Source organism: Sporomusa aerivorans (genome assembly GCF_041428895.1).
Classification (GTDB): domain Bacteria; phylum Bacillota; class Negativicutes; order Sporomusales; family Sporomusaceae; genus Sporomusa; species Sporomusa aerivorans.
The window spans coordinates 26,341-46,473 of sequence record NZ_CP156926.1; the positions used below are offsets into that span (position 1 = coordinate 26,341).

Genomic DNA, 20,133 nt, shown 5'->3' on the forward strand with positions numbered 1-20,133 from the left:
ATATGAATAAGTACAAAACGGAGTGTAATGATTTAATAGAGTCGGGGGGCTAGAAATGGAAACGATAATTCAGCTTTGCGATCATGTTTATATATTAAAAGGAAAACGCTATGCGATTACCAGACGCAACTTGTCTATCTTAAGAAACAAACGCAAGTATTGTCATGAGGAGATTGATCCCTATTTATTTTTGGAGCCTTCTCAGGAATTAGAAAAGTTATTGCATTATGTAGTGACCAATTTGTCAAAAGTTAGCAAGCAGGTTTAAGATATATTTTTCCTGCGCGGAGAAGTAACAAAGCAAGCCTGTGGTTGGCTATCAGCTAGCAGGATTTTTTTAGACTTAGACGATAACCTACCCCCCAAACGGTCTCAATTAGCTTGGGTTCAGTCGGATTACTTTCAATCTTGGAACGAAGTCGCCGCACAGCTACCATAAGTGTATTGTCATCAAAAAACTCATCGCCCCATACCAGTTCAAACAACTGCTCTTTGGTAAGCACCTGACCTGGATTCTGGGTAAACACTCGTAAGAGATTAAACTCGCGCGTGGTTAAAGTAACTTCTTTGTCGTGAATCCAGATTCGGCGCTGTGAGATGTCAATTCTTATCGGACCGACACTTGTGCTTACCGAATCAAAAGGCTTGGTCTGTATCTGGCGATAGCGCCGAAGATGGGCTTTGATGCGTGCCACTAACTCAATCCGGGATAAAGGTTTGGTCAGATAATCATCGCCGCCTACGCCAAGGCCGATTGCTTTATCAACTTCGGAATCCCTTGTAGAAATGAATAAAATCGGAATATTGGTGAGGGTACGCATTTGCTGGGCGAGTTGATTACCGTCAGTGTCAGGCAAAACAACATCGAGCAATAGCAGGTCATAAGTAGCAGTGGATAATAAATGGAGAGCCTGTTGACCGGAACTTGCAACAACAACGTCAAAGCCATCATTTTTTAAATAGGCAGAAATTAGTTCACAAAGGACAGGATCGTCGTCGACAACAAGAATTTTGTCAGCCATGGACGTAACCTCCAGAAAAGTAGTAAAAAAATTATAATATTATTTATTATACGACACAGTTTCTGGATTCCCTTTCCTGGCAAATATTTATAGTAGTAATTGTAAGATTTTTGTAAGAAATTCCTACTTATCCAATTATTGTATCGAATTGATTGACCGGAGAACGACTAATCGTGAATCATGGCGTGTGGAGAATAGCGTATAACCCTATTCTCCTTTTTTATTTATCCGACGACTAACCCGCTCGAAGACTCCCGCTTCTACAAGTACGGGCACAGGCGTGCGCCTAAGTCCCGGGATAAGGTTAGTCTACTTTATATGTAAGACATATGTCAGCAATTTGTCAGGCGTGTGACATGTTTGTTTTCTAGAATAAGGTTATATAGCTGGTAATTTATACAACAAAAGTCGGTGGCAGGAGGTATTTATGAAAAGGCTTGAAAAACGGCAGCTGCGCCTCAAAAGGTTTAACGATGCCGCCATTTGCAGCAATGAAAATATCGACACAAAAAAAAATGCGACCAGAGTAAAAACTACCTGCAAAAAGAACATGTCAACTAATAATACTAATTTATCGGCAATAAACCAGCAGCAGACGGTGCTGATTGTGGAAGATTCAATTACGGCCCGGACTATGCTCGAATATGTATTAGTTGCTGCCGGCTACCAGGTTAAGACGGCCAATGACGGCTTGGAGGGCCAGCAGGTTCTCGACTCATACAAGGTAGACATTGTTCTTTCTGATATTGACATGCCTCGGGTAGACGGATGGGCGCTTATTAACTATATTCGTTCCCGGGAACATCTGCAGCATTTGCCGGTAGTACTGCTAAGCGGGTTGCAAACTGCTGAGGACAGGCAACGGGGAATAGCGGCCGGAGTCAATGACTATTTGATTAAAGAGAACTTTAGACAGAAGGATTTGTTAACTGTGGTTAGGAGGCTGATATAGAGGTGAACTATGGTAGTGAAGCAATTGCAAACACCTTGGCGGCTATTGGCGATGGCGTAATTGTCATCAACTATATTGGCACGATCGTGTTTTTTAATGTTGCGGCTGAACGAATAACCGGCTGGGCAGGTAAGGAAGCTGTAGGGCGTGATTTTGACGCTGTTTTCCGTCTTTTTAACAGCCAGACACAGGATAAAGAGGATAGTCCAATTGTTACAGTATTAAATACTTGGGAAATGACAGGCTTATCAGATCGTACCTATTTAGTAGCCAAAGACGGCTCTGTAAAATACGTATTGGCAACTTTTGCACCTGTTGAAAAAGGTGAAGAAGGTTTTTACGGTGTGGTGGCTGTTATTAGGGATGTGACTCCGTACCGGCTATTAGAAGATAAGCTAAAAGATGAAGAGACAAAATTAAGAACTATTTTCAATTCAGCACCGGTAGGAATGATCATCATAAATAGTACGGAACGAATCGTACAGGTTAATGAAGAAATACTGAAGATTTTTAAAGTGGAAAGATATGAAATTGAAGGCCGGTTTTATGGTGATTTTTTTTGTTCCAAGCGAGGTTCTAAGCCTGTAATTCAGTGTGGTTATGGCAAGAAATTCCGCTACTGCGAGTTTAGAAAGGCGGTTCGCGATACTCTTGCGGGTAGCTCTATGGTAACGGCGTTTGATTGCTGCCAGTTAATCCAGTATGAGGAAAATAGTGTCCGTATGTGGTTTCAAGCTTCCATGGCGGCAATTAAGGTCGAAAGCAGGCAGAATGTACTGATTTCTTTGGCTGATATAACAAGTACCAAGGAAAAGGAATTTGCCATTTTACAGTCAAGAGATTTTTTTCTGTCTATGTTTGAAAGTTTTCCAACGATAATTTGGCGGACAAGTTCTCAATATGAGTGTCAGTACATAAATAAAGTCTGGTATGAACTCACCGGTCAGACTGCCGAACAGGCTAAGGGTTATGGCTGGCTGGACAGAGTGCATCCGGAGGACCGTGCACGTTGCCATGACGGACAGACGTTTCCTTCCATTGGCTTTGATCACGAAATACGTATTTTAAATTGTGACGGTGAATACCGCTGGCTATATTGGTTTAACCGTCCCTTTTATCACGTCGACGGTCAGCAGGATGGCTATTTGGGAATGGGTATAGATATTACAGACCGAAAGCTGGCGGAAAGAGATATACAAATTGCCAAAGAGAGGGCCGAGGCAGCCAATATGGCTAAAAGCCAGTTTCTGGCAAATATGAGTCATGAGGTAAGAACCCCGATTAATGGAATTATGGGAATGATTGATTTAACCTTATTGACTGAATTAACAACAGAACAGAAAGAAAACCTAAATATTGCCAAAACTTGCGCCGCCTCATTACTGGGAATAATCAATGACATTCTGGATTTCTCCAAGATAGAGGCTGATAAACTGACGATTGAGAATATGGATTTTGATATAAGGGAGCTAATTGATGAAATTGTCAGGGCCAATACCAGTCAGGTTATGCACAAAGGTTTGGATTTTTCTTATACGTTGGCCGCCGTTATCCCCCAGAGGATAAAAGGAGATCCGAATCGATTACGGCAAGTGTTGACTAATTTACTTAGCAACGCCATAAAATTCACAGAACAGGGATCGGTATCTTTGGAGGTTAAAAACGAATGTCAAGATAACAAATTCATTACACTGGCGTTTCGAGTTACTGATACCGGTATAGGTATTGCGCCGGGGGATATGGATAAGCTTTTTCAGACCTTCAGTCAGGTAGACGGCTCCATTACCAGAAAATATGGCGGCAATGGATTGGGTTTAGCCATTTCAAAACGGTTGGTGGAGATGATGGGAGGCCAAATCTCTGTCAGCAGCAGATTAGGATATGGCAGTGAGTTTAGTTTTACAATTCCGTTTGTACTAGCGGAGAAGGCCGCAGTACAAGGGGCGGCAGAATCAGGGGAAAAACTGATTACGCTAACGCCTATGTGCGTGTTAGTGGTAGAAGATGATCCTGTTAATCGCACAGTAATCAAACGGATGTTAAAAGAAATGGGGCATTATGCAGATTGTGCGGAAAATGGAGTGTTAGCATTAACTTTTTTAAACCAGACTAGGTATGATTGCGTCCTGCTGGATATTCAGATGCCTGAACTTGATGGGATTGAAACAACTTTCAGGATAAGAGAAACCGAGGCCGGAACGGAGCGCCATATACCAATCGTCGCTCTTACAGCACATGCGCTGCATGGTGATAAGGAAAAGTTTTTGTTGGCAGGGATGGATGACTATTTGGCAAAACCGTTTCGTCTGGCTGAGTTGTTTGAAAAGCTGGAAAAAATAGTGGCCTTTCAGGCAATAGCTGCAGATAAGGCTATTGAAAAAATAGACGATAGGGGGAAGCTGGCGGCTGCAAGATTAAAAAGGCTCGTATTAGATGCTGGGGCTGAGAAAGCTATGAATGAATTACTTAGAAAACTAGAAGCGGCTGTTCAGGGTAATGATGTGGCGCGTGTCGAGCATTATGCTCACCAACTTAAGGAACTGGCGGGAAAAGAGGAATTAGACGAGTTAAGAACAATGGCGTTTAAGAGCCAATTGGCCGCACGCCGGAAAAACTTAGATGAAGTACTTCTATACGTCGCTAAAATGAGGGAATATGTTCTCAGTCTTATGACGTAAAAAAAGAAGATATAATTTTGTAAGATTTTTGTCATTATTTGGTCAGTTTTTCGACATAATTTCATGCTAGGATTTAATATAACAGGGTTTATTGGGTAATTAGATACAACTACTAAGTGTGGAGGAGTTAACATGTCAATACAATCTAGCCAGGTTTGTATAGAGAATGACCAGAATAAAATGGACAGCATGCTGATTCTTTGCCAATTGCACCGGGAAATTCGTGGCCGGCGGGATAAAAAGATCATGCGCTTGCTGGCATCTCAGTTTGTACAATCGCTACTTAGTGGCCATAATGCTGACTGTGAAAACAGCCGCGCCAAAAGCCTTGTTAAAAAAGCAAATGAATTGCTGGTTAATGTGCAACATGAAAATTATTCTTTGTCGATAACAATGACAGGACATCTTTTGGACAGTTTGGCCCATGGCATCAGGCATACTGAACATAAGGGAAATGGCAGATACCTGCAGTAGAAGCCGCTGTTCCCAAGAATTATTTGATTTAGGTACTTAATGATATATAATAACAAACTCTAGCGCCTCAGCTTCACATTAATGTGAGCGTGAGGTTTATTTTTTTATCCTGATAGAAAGTATAACTTTCGCCTGGATAAAGGCAAGATCGGCTTCCGCTTTCGCCAAAGGCTCGGCGCAAGCCGTGTTTTCTTTATAAAATCAAAAAATCAGGAATTGTAAGACCTTTGTCACACTTTAGTCAGTCCAGTGACAGATTTACATTCTATTATAGTAGTAAAGGCGGTTGGCAGAGACCATGCTAAATTCCCTTATCGTAGCCTATGTTTAAAAATAATAGAAACTCGTTAACGGAGGCGGCAGTGTGAGAATATTGATAGCCGAAGATGATCTAATAAGCAGGAAATTTTTATCTAAGTTTCTGGCGATGTACGGAGAGTGTGATATTACGGTAGACGGCTCGGAAGCGCTTGAAGCTTATTTGCTGGCCTGGAGGGAAAGCAATCCATATCAGCTGGCCTGTCTGGACATTATGATGCCGAAAGTAGATGGCTTAAAAGTACTAAAAACCATTCGTAATCTGGAACAACAAAATGGAGTGTTGTTTGAGCAGCGGCTCAAGATTATCATGACAACAGCCCTGGCAGACACGGAGTATATTAAGCAAGCTTTCGCAAGCGGTTGCGACGCATATGCGGCTAAACCGGTAGATACAGAAAAGTTTTTGGAAGTAATGAAAAAGTTGGGGCTGGCAGAATTTTGAACAGTGTTGCTTTTTAGTGTCGCAATTAATTATGTTTACGATACAGGCCCGAAGGAGTGATTATAATGTCGGGTAATCTTAGCCTCGAACCGATGCTCGATATGTATCTTTTTGAAGCGGATCAGTTAGTTGAACAGCTGGAGCAGCTTGTTTTAAGCAGTGAAAAGTCCGGTGATTACAGTCTTGAACAGGTAAACGGCATATTCCGGATTATGCATACTATCAAAGGCTCATCAGCCATGATGCTGTTTGATAATATTGCTGCCCTGGCACATTCTTTGGAAGATGTATTCTATTATCTGCGTGAGCACCCGGAAGAAGAAATAAATTATAACAAATTGGCGGATCTGGTGTTAGCCGGTGTTGACTTTATAAAAAGTGAGTTAGAAAAAATCAAGAACAGGAGCGATACTGACGGTGATACAGGTGAGTTATTAACCGAAATAAAAGGGTATCTGCAGTCCTTAACCGCCTGTGACACCGGAAATGACCAGGAAAATAAGTGTAAGACAGCTTTAGAGCAGGCTGTGCCCGGAGGGCAGGAGCAATATTATATAAGCCAGAATAAAACGGTTTTAGCAGAGAAAACAGCATATTTCAGGGCGGTTATTTTTTTTGATCAGGGTTGTGAGATGGAAAATATCAGGGCCTTTACTGTTGTTCATAATCTAAAGGAGTTTGCCGATATCATCTCACATGTCCCGGAAGATATTATTAGCAATGAGGCTGCGGTTGAGCTGATTCAACAGGCCGGATTTCAGATCGTGTTTTCTACAGCCAAATCGCCTACTGAGGTGGAGGACCTGCTTAAGCAAACGTTATTTCTGCGTACCCTGCAACTTGAGGTACTTAGTGACACAGAGAACGAACAGGTACAAGATAAAAGTAAATCTGCGTCACTGGAAGAGCAACCGGTCAAAATACCAATAATTAACGCGAACAATGGGCGTGAGAAGGAAACAGGGAACGCGCAATCCTGCTTTATCAGTGTAAATGTTGCCAAGCTGGATGGCCTAATGGATTTAGTGGGAGAATTGGTAATTACGCAGGCGATGGTAACACAGAATACGGATTTGCAGGGACTTAAGCTGGAAAGCTTCCACAAAACCGCCAGGCATCTTGAGAAGATGACAGGCGAGCTGCAGGATATGGTTATGTCCATCCGCATGGTACCGCTGGCAACTACTTTTCAAAAAATGCACCGGATTGTCCGGGACATGTCCAAGAAATTAAACCGTGAAGTCCGCCTGGAATTAATCGGCGAACAAACGGAAGTGGAAAAAAACGTTATTGAAAATATTTCAGACCCACTCATGCACTTAATCCGCAATGCCATTGATCACGGTATTGAGATCCAGGAGGAACGTTCCTTGGCGGGGAAACCGGCTTATGGAACGATTACGCTGGAGGCCCGTCATGCCGGCAGTGATGTGCTGATTCTCATCAAAGACGATGGGCGGGGCCTAAACAAGGAAAAGATTTTAGAGCGGGCCAGAATCAATAACTTAATCTGTAAACCGGAATCGGAGTTGACCGATAAGGATATTTTTTCTTTTATTTTTCTTCCCGGCTTTTCAACAAAAGAGAATGTCACTGAATTCTCCGGCAGAGGCGTGGGGATGGATGTTGTAGCTAAAAATATCCATAACATCGGGGGGACAGTAGCTATTGATTCTGTTCCCGGTGCAGGCAGTACCATAACGCTTAAAATTCCTTTATCGCTGGCTATAATTGACGGAATGATTTTTGAAGTTGGCAGGGCGCGCTATACGCTGCCCATTACATCAATTCGCGAATCCTTCCGGCCAAAGGAAAAGGCTATTATTACAGATCCGGACGGCAATGAAATGATTATGCTGCGGGGCCAATGCCATCCAATATTGCGCCTGCACCGTACGTTTGGAGTACAGACGGAGATTACAAAGTTTACGGAAGGTATTCTGATAATGGTCGAAAATAATACCCGCACGATTTGTTTGTTTGCTGATCATCTTGTCGGTGAGCAACCTGTTGTCATAAAAGCGCTACCTCCATATTTGAAGGCCATAAGTCCTGTAAATGGTGTGGCCGGCTGTACCCTTTTGGGGGATGGCAGCATTAGTTTAATACTTAATGTTATTGAGCTTATGTAGCCTTAGCCGTATCTGCTTAAGAAAGGAGAGTCAGAAGTGGCTGAAATGGTAAATGAAGAACTCGACGAGGATACGCAAAACGGAAGATACCTGACTTTTTGTCTGGGGAATGAGTGTTATGGTCTGGAAATCTCTCATGTTACTGAAATTATTGGCATGCAGCCTATCACCGAAGTGCCCCATTTGCCTGAGTATGTCTGCGGCATCATTAATTTACGCGGCAAAATTATTCCGGTTATTGACGTTCGCCTGCGCTTTAAGAAGCCTTTTCAGGAATATAATGACAGAACGTGTATTATTGTGGTTGATATTAATGATATGGCTGCCGGCTTGATTGTAGACAGGGTGTCAGAAGTGCTGTCCATAGACGATGCCGATATCGTTACGCCTCAGGAGTTAAAAAGCGCGCATAACCGTTATACAAAAGGAATTGGTAAAGTTGAAGATGACGTCAAACTGCTGCTTGATTGCCGGCGGCTGTTGCTGGACCAAGATGTGGACAGGCAATATTAGCATAACAGGTTAAGAAAGGGGTAATAAGAATGAAATGGTTCAATGATATGAAGATATCGCGCAAACTAATCGCCGGTTTCTTAGTGGTAGCCTGTATTGCAGGGCTTGTTGGCGCTGTAGGGATTGGCAGTCTCAAAGCAATTGATTTCGGTTATACACAAATGTATCATAGCTACGGCATACCGCTGGGCGACATTACCAGAGTGAGTACCAACTATCAACGGACAAGAGTTGTCTTGCGCGATATCATCATAGAGAAAGATCAGGCAGCCAAGCCGGCGCTTGCAGACAAAATCAAGGGTTTTGACAAAGCCGTGGAACAATCGCTGAATGCATATGAGAAGGGTATTGTGACAGAAGATGAACGCCGTTTGTATAACAAACTGAAAGCCGATATTGATAGATACGATACACCGCGTGACAAAATTATAAAGTTAGCACTAAGCGGGCAGGACGACCAGGCGGCCGCAGTTATGCGGGACAGCCTAGCCAATGCGAATGATATTAACGATGATATTGAAAAGATAGTTGAATTTAACATTTCGTCAGGGAAAGCCAGTGCCAGTGATAATAGCAAGGCTGCAAGCCTGGCCGTGGAAACCATGCTGGTCATTATTGTCATTGCCATGCTGGCGGCCATTGGACTTGGGCTATTTTTAGCCCGCAGGATCAGCAAGCCTCTTGACGAGCTTGTTATAGCCGCTGATAAAATTGCTGATGGGGATCTTAACATTTCCATAGAAATAAATGGGAGGGATGAATTAGGAAACTTGGCGACCTCTTTTCGTAAAATGGCCGACAACCTGAATGAAGTCATGCATAATATTAATACTTCGGCCGGGCAGGTGGCCACTGGTGCGAAACAGTTAGCTTCTTCCAGTATGAGTCTTTCCCAGGGAGCTACCGAGCAAGCCAGCGCCATCGAGGAATTATCCGCCTCTATAGAAGAAATCGCCAAGCAGACTGAACTTAATGCTCAGTTTGCCGATCAAGCTAATCTGGCGGCAGCCACGGCCAAAAATAATGCGGTGACAGGCAATAGCCAGATGCGGGAAATGCTTCAGGCCATGGAGGAAATTAACGTGGCGTCAGGCAATATTTCGCGCATTATCAAAGTTATTGACGAAATCGCCTTTCAGACCAATATCCTGGCCTTAAACGCCGCCGTAGAAGCGGCCCGCGCCGGTCAACACGGCAAGGGTTTTGCCGTTGTGGCCGAAGAGGTACGCAATTTAGCAGCCCGCTCAGCCAATGCGGCCAAAGAAACAACGGCTATGATCGAAGGCTCGATTCAAAAAGTGTCCGGCGGCACTAAAATTGCCAACGATACTGCCCGGGCATTGAACCATATTGTCGAACAAGTGGCGGAGGTATCGCTGCTTGTCAGCAAGATTGCCACTGCTTCCACTGAGCAGGCGGCTGGTATTGAACAGATAAACCAGGGGATTAGCCAGGTAACACAGGTTGTCCAGACGAATTCGGCAACCGCGGAAGAAAGCGCCGCCGCCAGCGAGGAGCTTACCGGCCAGGCGGAAGTACTGCGGAACCTGGCCAGCCGTTTTAAATTAAATAGCAGTCTTGGATCTGATTCGTCAACAGGCAGCTTGAGTCCGGAGATACTGGCCATGCTGGATAATTTAGCAAACAAAAAGAGTGGCGGCGCTTATGTTGACGAAACCCAAAAAGCGGCTGCCGCCAAACTTAAGATTGCCTTAAGCGATGATGAGTTCGGCAAATACTAATTAAATTTCAGGCTGAACCCTATGAAATTATATGGTTCAGCCATTTTACGCAGGTGATGTTAATGCTGCAGATTACCACTGAAGAATTTGATAAGTTAGCGCAATACATTTATAGATATTGCGGAATTAAACTAGGACAGGGGAAGAAAACCCTGATACTAGGGCGTTTGGGCAATAAACTGAAAAAAAACGGCTTTACCAGTTTTTCCGATTATTATGACTACGTTGTGGCTGACCGTACGGGTGGGGAAACGGCCGCATTAATTGATGCAATTACCACGAATCATACTTACTTTATGCGTGAAGCAGAGCATTTTGAGTATTTTGTCAAGGTAGTACTGCCATTTCTGACAAAAACGCTTCGCGAGAAGGATATCCGTATATGGAGCGCCGGCTGTTCCACAGGTAATGAGCCATATACCCTGGCCATGATGATTGACGAGTATTTTGGAGTACAAAAAGTGAATTGGGACGCCAGGCTGCTGGCAACCGATATCTCTGAACAGGCTCTGGCAATCGCCCGGAGGGGCCTTTATGGCCCCAAGGAAATCGCTCTATTGCCGCGCCGTTGGCTTATGCCCTATTTTACAAAACTGCCGAACGGGTCGTATTGTCTCCAGGAAAAGATTAAAAGTGAAATTATCTTTCGGCGTTTCAATCTGATGGAAGAACGTTTTCCCTTTAAGAAAAAATTTCACTGCATTTTTTGCCGGAATGTTATGATCTATTTTGACAGAAAGACAAGAGAAAACCTGGTAAGAAAATTCTATGAGGCGACTGCAGACAACGGGTATCTTTTTATTAGCCATTCTGAGTCTCTGGACCGAGATACGGCTCAATATACCTATATTAGGCCGGGTATTTACCGAAAGGAAAGGAAGCAATGAAAAAGATAAAAGTAATGGTCGTGGATGACTCACTTTTTTACCGTGAGTTACTGGCACGGGGAATAGCCTCAGACGCCCGCATTGAAGTGGTGGCTACGGCCGCCAATCCTTTTGAGGCCAGAGACAAGATTATTGAATACCGGCCCGACGTGATGACTTGCGATGTCGAAATGCCCAAAATGAACGGCATTGAGTTTATTCGCAAGTTGATTCCTCAGTATCCGCTGCCGGTCATTGTTATATCTGCCGTCAATCATACTGTATTTGATGCACTTGAGGCCGGAGCAGTTGATTTCGTGGCAAAACCCGAAGCTGCCACTGCTCAGGGCTTAGATACCTTTATTACTGATTTAATATATAAAATTAAAATCGCCTCGGTGGCCAGGATAATGCGCCGGCAGCCTACATTCGTTGAGAAACCAGGCAGTACGCCCGCCATGAGTAATGCCAGAATAATAGCTATTGGCGCCTCAACCGGCGGCACCGAGGCTGTGCTTAATGTAATTAAGAGCTTGCCGAACTCTGTGCCGGGAATTGTCGTTGTTCAGCATATTCCGCCGTTGTTTTCCCGGCTGTTTGCGGAACGTCTTAACAGGGAAACTGTTTTTGTGGTCAAGGAGATACAGGGCGAAGCGTGGCTTGAAGCCGGACAGGTTTTAGTGGCCCCTGGCAATCAGCATATTAAAGTTAAGCAGCAAGGCGACCGGCTTAAAGTAGTTTCTTACCTGGGAGAGAAAGTAAATGGCCATTGCCCTTCTGTTGATGTCTTGTTTGAGTCAGTGGCCGAGCAGGCCTGTCCCCGGGCTGTCGGGGTGCTTCTGACAGGCATGGGGGCTGACGGCGCTAAGGGGCTGTTGGCTATGCGCCGGGCCGGAGCGAGGACAATCGGTCAGGATGAGGCATCTTCAGTTGTTTATGGTATGCCGAAAGTAGCCTATAATCTTGGCGCCGTTGAGAAGCAAGCAGCCCTGGAAAATATTCCGCATCTGATAAGTACTTTCTTAAATTAATCAGTTAGGCGTACATTTTGCCACACAATGTAAGAATGGCAGTACGCGTAATTTTAAATCAGCGGTAATACGGAGGAAGACGCAGCCTGGAGATTGAGGAGGCCGACGAAGAAGTGGCCATGCGTGTTAAAGCCAAAAATATGACAAAAATGTAAGACTTTATTCTTACATATATTTCTATATTTAATTATATATCGGCAGGACATGCTGCAGAAAATAGCGAATTTACCAAATAGAAAATATCAAGAGCAATGAAATCTGCAGTAATACTTTTTTCTTTAGCAGACTGGGGGGGTAAATATGTTCAGCGGTGAGTCACTGTGGGATCTGTTCCAAAAGAAAAACTTTTCCCGGCGCGACTTTATCAAAACCTGTGTTGCCGTAACCGGTATGATGGGCTTGTCGACGGCATTGGTGCCTGAGGTTATTGCCAGGGCCGAAAAACGGCCGCTTGTCCCGGTTATCTGGATGCACGGTCTGGAATGCACCGGTTGTTCGGAGTCGTTTATTCGCTCCAAGGCACCGCTTGCATCTGATGTCTTGCTTACGATGATTAGTCTTGAATACAGTGATACATTGTCGGCGGCATCAGGAGCTGATCTCGAACATCACCGGGAAAAAATAATGAAAGAATATGCCGGTAAATTTTTAATGGTCGCCGAGGGAGGGGTACCGACAGGTAATAATGGCTATTACTGTACGGTTGGAGGCCTTCCTTATGTGGATATTCTGAAAGAAACCGCCCAGGCAGCTGCCGCTGTTTTGGAATTTGGTTCTTGCGCTTCCTGGGGCGGAGTTCAGGCTGCCAAACCAAACCCGACGCAGTGTACCTCTGTCAGTGCACTGGTGCCTGGCAAACCCATAGTAAAAGTTCCCGGCTGTCCGCCTATTCCTGAAGTTATGACCGGAGTGGTTATGCATTTTATCCTCTTTGGACAATTGCCGCCGCTAGATAGTAAGGGACGTCCCAAACAATTTTTCGGCAACCGCATTCATGATACCTGTTACCGCCGGCCTTTCTTTGATTCCGGCATGTTTGTCGAACGCCTGGACGATGCCGGTTCCAAGGCTGGGTGGTGTTTATACAAAATGGGGTGCCGGGGACCTATGACGTATAACTCCTGTGGCAATATGCGCTGGTGGCAGGGGTTGTCCTATCCGATTCAGTCCGGTTCCCCCTGTATTGGCTGCAGCTCCAATGGCTTTTGGGACAATGATCCGTTTTTTGAACGCTTACCCAATGTGGCCACTTCCAATACAATCAGTAATGCCGATCAAGTCGGCCTGACTGCGGCCGGAGCTGTTGCCGCCGGCATTGCCGTGCATGCGGCGGCCAGTGTGCTGCGCCATAACCGGCAGGAAACGCCTGAAAAGCCGCATCAGCAGGACAACAATGTTACTCCCGGAGGTGGCAAATAATCATGAAACGCATTGTAGTTGATCCGATTACCCGTATAGAAGGCCATTTACGCCTGGAACTGGTGCTTGATGACAACGGCAAAGTTCAGGATGCTTTATCAAGCGGTACTGCCTGGCGGGGAATTGAAGTGGTGCTCAAAGACCGTGATCCCCGTGACGCCTGGGCTTTCGCCGGAAGAATCTGCGGTGTATGCACCTCGGAGCATTCCAATGTTTCCCTGCGTGCAGTTGAGGATGCCCTGGACATTGAAATTCCCAAGAATGCCAATTATATCCGGAACATAATGGCCGGAGCCATCATGACGCATGATCACCTGGTGCATTTTTATCACCTGCACGCTTTAGATTGGGTTAGTCCTGTGGCGGCGCTAAAAGCCGATCCGGTTGCTGCTGCGAATCTGCAGCAGACCATCCTGGCTAATTACCAAATTAAGCTGGATACACCTGCTCATGAGTTTGACGCGTATTCCAAGGAAACACCGGCGGCCAGCCCGGCATACTTTCAGGAGATTCAGGCCAAAGTCAAGGAGATTGTTGACAGCGGCCGGCTGGGCATTTTTGCTGCACACTGGTGGGACCATCCGGATTATGAACTGCTGCCGCCGGAAGTGCATTTGATTGGGATAGCCCATTATCTGGCTACTTTGGATGCGCAGCGGGATATCATGGTGCCGCATATCGTATTCGGCGGTAAAAATCCGCACCCGCATTATGCGGTTGGCGGAATGCCCTGTGCCATCTCTATGAATGATATGAATGCGCCGGTCAATAGCAACCGTCTGGCTATGGTGGATAACGCCATCAGTATGACAAGATCGCTTGTTGATCAGTATTATGTAGCTGATGTGCTGGCCATTGCACAGATTCATCTGGCTAAAGGACAATTGGGCGGCGGAGGTTTGGCTAAAGAGCGGGTGCTTGGTTATGGCGATTATCCGGATAATACTTTTAAGGGGATTGGCGAATTCTATGAGCGGATTTTGATGCGCTCCAACGGTATTGTCGAAAACTTCGCCGCCGGTGTACAAAAAGCTAAATTCCACGCCTTCGGGGCTCAGGATCTGACGGATTTATCGGTTATTACCGAAGCCATTGACCATTCCTGGTACAAATACCCCGATGGCAGCAAGACTCTGCATCCCTGGCAGGGAGTTACTGAACCCAACTATCAGTTCAGCGGCAAGATGTCCGGGAAACAGTGGCAGGAGCTTGATGAAAATGGCAAGTACTCCTGGCTGAAGACACCTACCTGGCGCGGCAAGACGGCCGAGGTTGGCCCGTTGGCCCGCTACATCATTGTGTATACTAAAGTTAAACAAAATATCATTCAGCCTAATTGGGTAGAGACTATGATAGTGCAGCAGATTGAAGCCGCATCCAAGCTATTTGCGTTGCCGCCGGAAGTCTGGCTGCTCACAACGGTTGGCCGGACTGTAGCCCGGGCCTTGGAGAGTCAGGTTTGCGTCGCGCTGGAACGGTATTTTTTCGATAAGCTGATTGAGAATATTAAAAACGGTGACACCACGGTAATGAATAATGAAAAATGGGAACCGTCCACCTGGCCGAAGAAAGCGCAGGGGGTTGGCGCGCATGAAGTTCCGCGGGGGTCTTTGGGACACTGGGTGGTCATTGAGAATGGCCGGATCAAAAACTATCAGGCTGTCGTGCCGACAACCTGGAATGCCTGTCCGCGGGATGCCGATGGGCAGCACGGTGCATTTGAACAGTCAATGATAGATACCCCGGTGAAAGTGGCTGATAAGCCACTGGAAATTCTACGGTCCATTCATTCGTTTGATCCCTGTCTGGCCTGTGCGGCGCATTTGTTTGACGCCAGTGGAAAGGAAGTATCAATGGTATTTACCGATCCATACCTATAGGCTGGAGGTGGATAATCATGTATGTATACAAGACTCTGAGCGCCGGCGGTCGGTTTTGCCACTGGCTGATAGCCGGCTGTATGGTGATATTGTTCTGCACAGGCCTCTATATTGGCAACCCTGCGTTTATTGGTACGCAGGGAACCGAACCGACTATGGCGGTTGCCAACCTGTTTTCCATGGAGACCATCCGTTATATTCACTTTGCCGCCGCCTTTGTATTTTGCGGGGCGCTGTTATTTCGCCTGTTTCTGGTTTTTTCTTATCCGGGCGACCGGCTGTTTCCTAATTTTCGTTCAACCGGATATTGGCAAGGTTTGGTTGAGGTTATGGCCTATTACGCCTTTTTACGCCGGCACCATAAGACGTATATCCGCAACCCGCTGGCGGCAACCGCCTATCTTGGCATATATTTTTTAATGTTTGTGGAAGCTGTTACCGGGCTGGCAATGTACGCTATGATCAAGCCCAATTCCTGGCTGGCAGGCCTGTTCGGACCAGTGAATAACTGGCTGGGCAATGAATATATGACCCATATTGTCCATCATGTTATTGCCTGGGTCTTTTTTCTCTTCCTGCTAGGGCATGTATACATGGTCTTCTATAATGACATTGTAGAGCGAAGCGGCGAACTATCGTCTATAGTGTCCGGGAGGAAGAATTTCTCTGAACAGCCCGCAGATGCCAAGCCAGGTCTGCGTGTCGAAGCCAAATCAGGGTAATGACCAAGCAAAAACCCTCTGGTAGCGGGAAAGCCGCTTTCAGAGGGTTTTGTTGTTTCATATAATAACTTTACATATTGATATGCGATGTTGTAGTGATTTAACTTATATAAGCTAAATGTCTATATGCGATATTGGCTAGTGGTTAAAATTCCCGGTTATTAAGTTTACATATTAAACGATAAAATTAGTAACCAGTAAACAGCAATAGAGGTATATATGATATGTTTATTAGAGAATTTTTTTACAAAAAGCCGGAGATGATTCTAATTGCAGCCGGGGCAGCCGGAAGTTTTTTGCTGTTTATTATTCAAAGGGCTTTCGGCGTACCCAGTTTTAGCTGGGCGGCGCTGACAATGCTCTATATAGCGCTGGCGATTGCGGCAGGCATGGCTATCCGGTCGCTCTACCAGCGTGCGCATATTGACGGTTTGACAGCTTTGTGGAACCGTCGATACTTCGAATTGCGCCTGACAGAAGAGCTTCAACGCTTAAAAAGGACAAATTCGCCGCTGTGCATTGCTTTGATTGATACCGATTCGTTCAAAGACGTCAATGATGCCTATGGTCATGTAACCGGTGATACTTTGCTTTGCAAGATTGCTATAGCCATTAGGCGCAATACCCGGCAATTTGACATACCATGCCGCTGGGGCGGGGACGAGTTTGCGATTATTTTTCCGGAAACCAATATCGCAGGTGCGCTTGCCGTAGCGGAGAGAATACGTACTTCTGTTGACAGCCGAAAAACATGTTTTTACTCCACAACATTGAGCATCGGCATTGTTCAGGTGGGGGAAAAGGATGATGCGGCCAGTATTTTGCACGAAGTCGACAAGGCTTTGTATAAAGCGAAAGAATTGAGAAATACCGTGTATATTGGCACCTGTCATTCCCCCGGAGGCTGTGTACCGGTAATTATGTAAAGAATTATACTGTATTTGATCCTATTACAGCCTGCAGCCGGAGAAAAGAGAATAATTGCTGTGCGGGCTGCTAAGGTTATTGCAAACTTATGCAGATGTCCCTTTCCGCAAGGAACTCCTCTAATACTACCGACATATAATATACAAATTAACGTAACCTTGCGGAAAAGGGGGATGTTTGATGGACTATAGAGGAATTGATAAAAGCCAAGGGTGTTGCCAGTTGAGATTTAATATATTGCCTGCCAATCGGCCGCCAGCCATTGATGCGGGGTTTTGGGTACAGGCTACAGCCAGCGGCGAGATTTGCGGCTATGATAACTGTGGCAGTATCTCCATTTCGGCAGAAGGACTTCTTCACCTGGGGGTTTATACAGTTTGGTTTTCTACTGACCGGGGACTTCGTCCGGCTGCCCCTACCGATGCTGTGTATACTGCAGACGGCTATGACCCAAACAGGCTGGTCGTTAATGTAGAGGGTATCCTGAATTACTATATTGCGCCGCTTGATTTTAATCCGCTGGTGGGAATTCCCTTGCCAAATAGCAAAAATAAAGCCATTATTCAGGGGGTAGTAATCGGCTATCATAGCAACCGTACTACCAATGGCACTGTTCCCGGCACATTTAATGTGAATTTTTTTGAGCAATTAACTGCTGATGCTCGTTTTTTTAAGCGTACGCAGGAAGAGCAAAAAGAGGCAAAGGAAGACGACTAAGTAGCCTGAATGTAAACCGGGGTGCCGACGTCAATCAGGCTTGCCAGCTCAAGGGCATCATGATTATACATGCGAACACAGCCTTTAGATACTGCCCCGCCTATGGAAGCGGGGTTATTTGTACCGTGGATGCCATAATGCGGCTGACTGAGGCCCATCCATATAGCACCAAACGGCCCGCCGGGGTTACGGACTTTACTTACTATGTGATAGGTACCTGTGGGTGTGGTGGTAGCTGATTTGCCAACGCCGACAGGATATGTCCGGATTATTGTCTTACCGTTGATCAGAAACAAAAGACGTTTGGCCAGTGAGACTTTAATCAGATATGCCATAGGTATCACCTCCGCTACCATACTATGCTAAAAAAAGTCAATATGATGCAAATGAGAGCAATGTACGCAATAAAGTGACATAGCTCTTTTTTTGTGTTGCACTATTATATTATATTTTACAATGTTACCAATATAAGGAGGAATTGACAGAAATTTCACGAATTATAAAATAGATTATGCCGGCGGCCAAAGTTGACTGGAAAGGAGTAATTTTTGATGACACAAATCGTAGGCTACCTAAAGGGAATTAACGGGAAACTGGCAATTTGTCTGTTTGTTACCGGTATAGTGCCTCTGGGAGGCTTAGTTTTTTTTAGTATGTTTTTTTCCTCCGGCCGTATGGAAGAACTTATTTTACGTTATATATTATTTTCAATGCTGGTTCTACTATTTTGGTCTGCGGCGATTGCCCGATGTATCGCCGGTCCCATACATAAGCTGCTTGTCAGTATGCAGGAAATGGCGGCCGGAGGCGGGGACCTGTCAAAGAAGCTGAAGGTTGAGACCAGTGACGAAGTTGGGATGCTTGCCCAAAACACCAATAATGTCATGGAGAAAATTTCCGACCTGGTTGGCGAGATTACCGGAATAAGCCGCAAGGTATCAGAGGCCAGCCACTATCTGTCTGAATACACGGCTCAAACGACCGAAGCCATGCGACAGACTACCGAAAATATAGGTGAAATAACCGCAGGTTCTACCCGGCAAGTACATGATCTTGAGCAGTGCAGTCGGTCAACAGCCCATGCCAGTACCCAGGTGTATGATATCAATACGCTGGCGGCACAAACGGCCGAGTTGGCCAACCAGGCCAATGTTACCGCTGTGGAGGGGGCAACACAGGTTAAAGAAGCCATCGTCACAATAACAGGGGTAAAAAGCCAAATGGACGTGTCAGTCAAAGCCATTCATGGCCTGGCAGAGCGAATAAGTCAAATCGGGCAGATTGTTGAAGTTATTACTGCTATTGCTGCTCAGACTAATCTCTTAGCCTTAAATGCCGCTATCGAAGCCGCCAGGGCAGGTGAACAGGGGCGGGGATTTGCAGTGGTGGCCGATGAAGTGCGTAAGCTCGCCGAAAGTTCACGGCAATCGGCTGAGGAAATAACCAATCTGGTTATGGGAGTCCGGCAGGAGACGAGCGAAACCGTAACTGCGATTGAAGACGCTTTGCATAAAGCCCAGCTGGGGGCAGAGATGGCCAGTGGCTCGGAAACGGCATTAAACCGGATTATTACTATTAGTCAAAAGCTTAACGAGCAGGTTGATATTATGGCTCACGGTACAGCCGGTATATCTGCTGATATTCAAAATATAGCCGGCAACGTTGATGAGATAACTGGTATCGCCCGGCAGTTTTCCGGCTCCAGCCAAGAGATCAACGCCGCCAGCGAAGAAGTGTTTGCAACAATTGAAAAAATCGCAGCCTCTGCCCAGGAACTTGACCGTATGGCGCAAGGCATGGAGGAAATGACGGCGCAGTTTGTCGCATTGGATGATGCAACTAAACAGCGGATTAAGGAGAAATTAGACAAGGCGCGGGGGTTACTGAATGCCTACGGCCCTATTTGTATTAACAGCAATAATCAGTTAATGGCCGGCGATCAAGTTATTAATAACAATGAGCGGTTGGTTGATGAGATATCCAGGCAGGTGGGCGCCGCTTTTACGGTATTTCAGGGCAATACCCGTGTGGCAACAACGGTTACTACTAAGGCTGGCCGCCGGGCAACAGGCACAACGGCCGCCAACTATGTAGAGAAAACCGTAATTGGGCGGGATAACGCCTATATTGGCCGGGCCACTGTTATGCGCCAATGGTATATAGTCAATTATGAATCGCTCAAGGATAAGAATGGCCGCATTATCGGTATGTTGTTTGCAGGCGAAAAACTGAGTGAAAGTAAATAATACTGGCGAACAGGTCCAATGCAGCAAATGTTTGTTTAAACATTTGCTG

General features: G+C 45.6%; 18 protein-coding genes. 16 read left to right on the forward strand and 2 right to left on the reverse strand.

Going from position 1 to position 20,133, the window contains the following annotated elements; translation table 11 throughout:
- Positions 1-55: 55 nt before the first annotated feature.
- Positions 56-268: a hypothetical protein gene (locus SATMO3_RS00100; RefSeq protein WP_371375799.1), complete on the forward strand. Its 213-nt coding sequence runs from the start codon at positions 56-58 to the stop codon at positions 266-268.
- Positions 269-323: 55 nt separating this feature from the next.
- On the opposite strand, the gene SATMO3_RS00105 is transcribed toward SATMO3_RS00100, so the two are convergent.
- Positions 324-1,022, reverse strand: a complete 699-nt coding sequence (locus tag SATMO3_RS00105; protein WP_371375802.1) for a response regulator transcription factor — start codon at positions 1,020-1,022, stop codon at positions 324-326.
- 427 nt (positions 1,023-1,449) lie between these two features.
- Between SATMO3_RS00105 and SATMO3_RS00110 the strand changes: the two genes are divergently transcribed.
- From SATMO3_RS00110 to SATMO3_RS00175, 14 genes are all read left to right on the forward strand, one after another.
- A complete protein-coding gene (locus SATMO3_RS00110) occupies positions 1,450-1,974 on the forward strand; it encodes a response regulator (RefSeq protein ID WP_371375805.1) in 525 nt (174 codons plus the stop codon).
- 2 nt (positions 1,975-1,976) lie between these two features.
- On the forward strand, positions 1,977-4,652 hold the full coding sequence (locus SATMO3_RS00115) for a PAS domain S-box protein (RefSeq protein ID WP_371375808.1): 2,676 nt from the start codon (positions 1,977-1,979) through the stop codon (positions 4,650-4,652).
- A 132-nt stretch (positions 4,653-4,784) separates the two neighbouring features.
- Positions 4,785-5,126: a hypothetical protein gene (locus SATMO3_RS00120; protein WP_371375810.1), complete on the forward strand. Its 342-nt coding sequence runs from the start codon at positions 4,785-4,787 to the stop codon at positions 5,124-5,126.
- A 364-nt stretch (positions 5,127-5,490) separates the two neighbouring features.
- Positions 5,491-5,889, forward strand: a complete 399-nt coding sequence (locus tag SATMO3_RS00125) for a response regulator (RefSeq protein ID WP_371375813.1) — start codon at positions 5,491-5,493, stop codon at positions 5,887-5,889.
- A 65-nt stretch (positions 5,890-5,954) separates the two neighbouring features.
- Entirely contained in the window at positions 5,955-8,021 is a 2,067-nt protein-coding gene (locus SATMO3_RS00130; protein WP_371375816.1) for a chemotaxis protein CheW, read from the forward strand.
- Positions 8,022-8,066: 45 nt separating this feature from the next.
- Positions 8,067-8,534 carry a chemotaxis protein CheW gene (locus SATMO3_RS00135; protein WP_371381830.1) on the forward strand — a complete coding sequence of 156 codons (468 nt, stop codon included), beginning with the start codon at positions 8,067-8,069 and terminating at the stop codon, positions 8,532-8,534.
- A 29-nt stretch (positions 8,535-8,563) separates the two neighbouring features.
- The gene (locus SATMO3_RS00140) at positions 8,564-10,276 is read left to right on the forward strand and encodes a methyl-accepting chemotaxis protein (RefSeq protein WP_371375819.1); all 1,713 of its coding nucleotides are present in this window, start codon (positions 8,564-8,566) and stop codon (positions 10,274-10,276) included.
- Positions 10,277-10,338: 62 nt separating this feature from the next.
- Entirely contained in the window at positions 10,339-11,163 is an 825-nt protein-coding gene (locus SATMO3_RS00145) for a protein-glutamate O-methyltransferase CheR (RefSeq protein WP_371375822.1), read from the forward strand.
- On the forward strand, positions 11,160-12,173 hold the full coding sequence (locus SATMO3_RS00150; RefSeq protein WP_371375825.1) for a chemotaxis response regulator protein-glutamate methylesterase: 1,014 nt from the start codon (positions 11,160-11,162) through the stop codon (positions 12,171-12,173). Before SATMO3_RS00145 ends, SATMO3_RS00150 begins: the two co-directional genes overlap by 4 nt.
- Before the next feature lie 300 nt (positions 12,174-12,473).
- On the forward strand, positions 12,474-13,592 hold the full coding sequence (locus SATMO3_RS00155) for a hydrogenase small subunit (RefSeq protein ID WP_371375828.1): 1,119 nt from the start codon (positions 12,474-12,476) through the stop codon (positions 13,590-13,592).
- Positions 13,593-13,594: 2 nt separating this feature from the next.
- Positions 13,595-15,472: a nickel-dependent hydrogenase large subunit gene (locus tag SATMO3_RS00160; RefSeq protein WP_371375831.1), complete on the forward strand. Its 1,878-nt coding sequence runs from the start codon at positions 13,595-13,597 to the stop codon at positions 15,470-15,472.
- 17 nt (positions 15,473-15,489) lie between these two features.
- Positions 15,490-16,194 (forward strand): Ni/Fe-hydrogenase, b-type cytochrome subunit, encoded by a 705-nt coding sequence (gene cybH / locus SATMO3_RS00165; RefSeq protein WP_371375834.1) that lies wholly within the window; start codon positions 15,490-15,492, stop codon positions 16,192-16,194.
- 224 nt (positions 16,195-16,418) lie between these two features.
- Entirely contained in the window at positions 16,419-17,120 is a 702-nt protein-coding gene (locus SATMO3_RS00170) for a diguanylate cyclase (protein ID WP_371375836.1), read from the forward strand.
- A 181-nt stretch (positions 17,121-17,301) separates the two neighbouring features.
- The gene (locus tag SATMO3_RS00175; RefSeq protein ID WP_371375839.1) at positions 17,302-17,838 is read left to right on the forward strand and encodes a hypothetical protein; all 537 of its coding nucleotides are present in this window, start codon (positions 17,302-17,304) and stop codon (positions 17,836-17,838) included.
- Here SATMO3_RS00175 and SATMO3_RS00180 read toward each other — a convergent pair.
- On the reverse strand, positions 17,835-18,173 hold the full coding sequence (locus SATMO3_RS00180; protein WP_371375842.1) for a L,D-transpeptidase: 339 nt from the start codon (positions 18,171-18,173) through the stop codon (positions 17,835-17,837). The genes SATMO3_RS00175 and SATMO3_RS00180 overlap by 4 nt on opposite strands.
- Positions 18,174-18,389: 216 nt before the next feature.
- Between SATMO3_RS00180 and SATMO3_RS00185 the strand changes: the two genes are divergently transcribed.
- On the forward strand, positions 18,390-20,084 hold the full coding sequence (locus SATMO3_RS00185) for a methyl-accepting chemotaxis protein (RefSeq protein WP_371375845.1): 1,695 nt from the start codon (positions 18,390-18,392) through the stop codon (positions 20,082-20,084).
- Positions 20,085-20,133 lie beyond the last annotated feature (49 nt).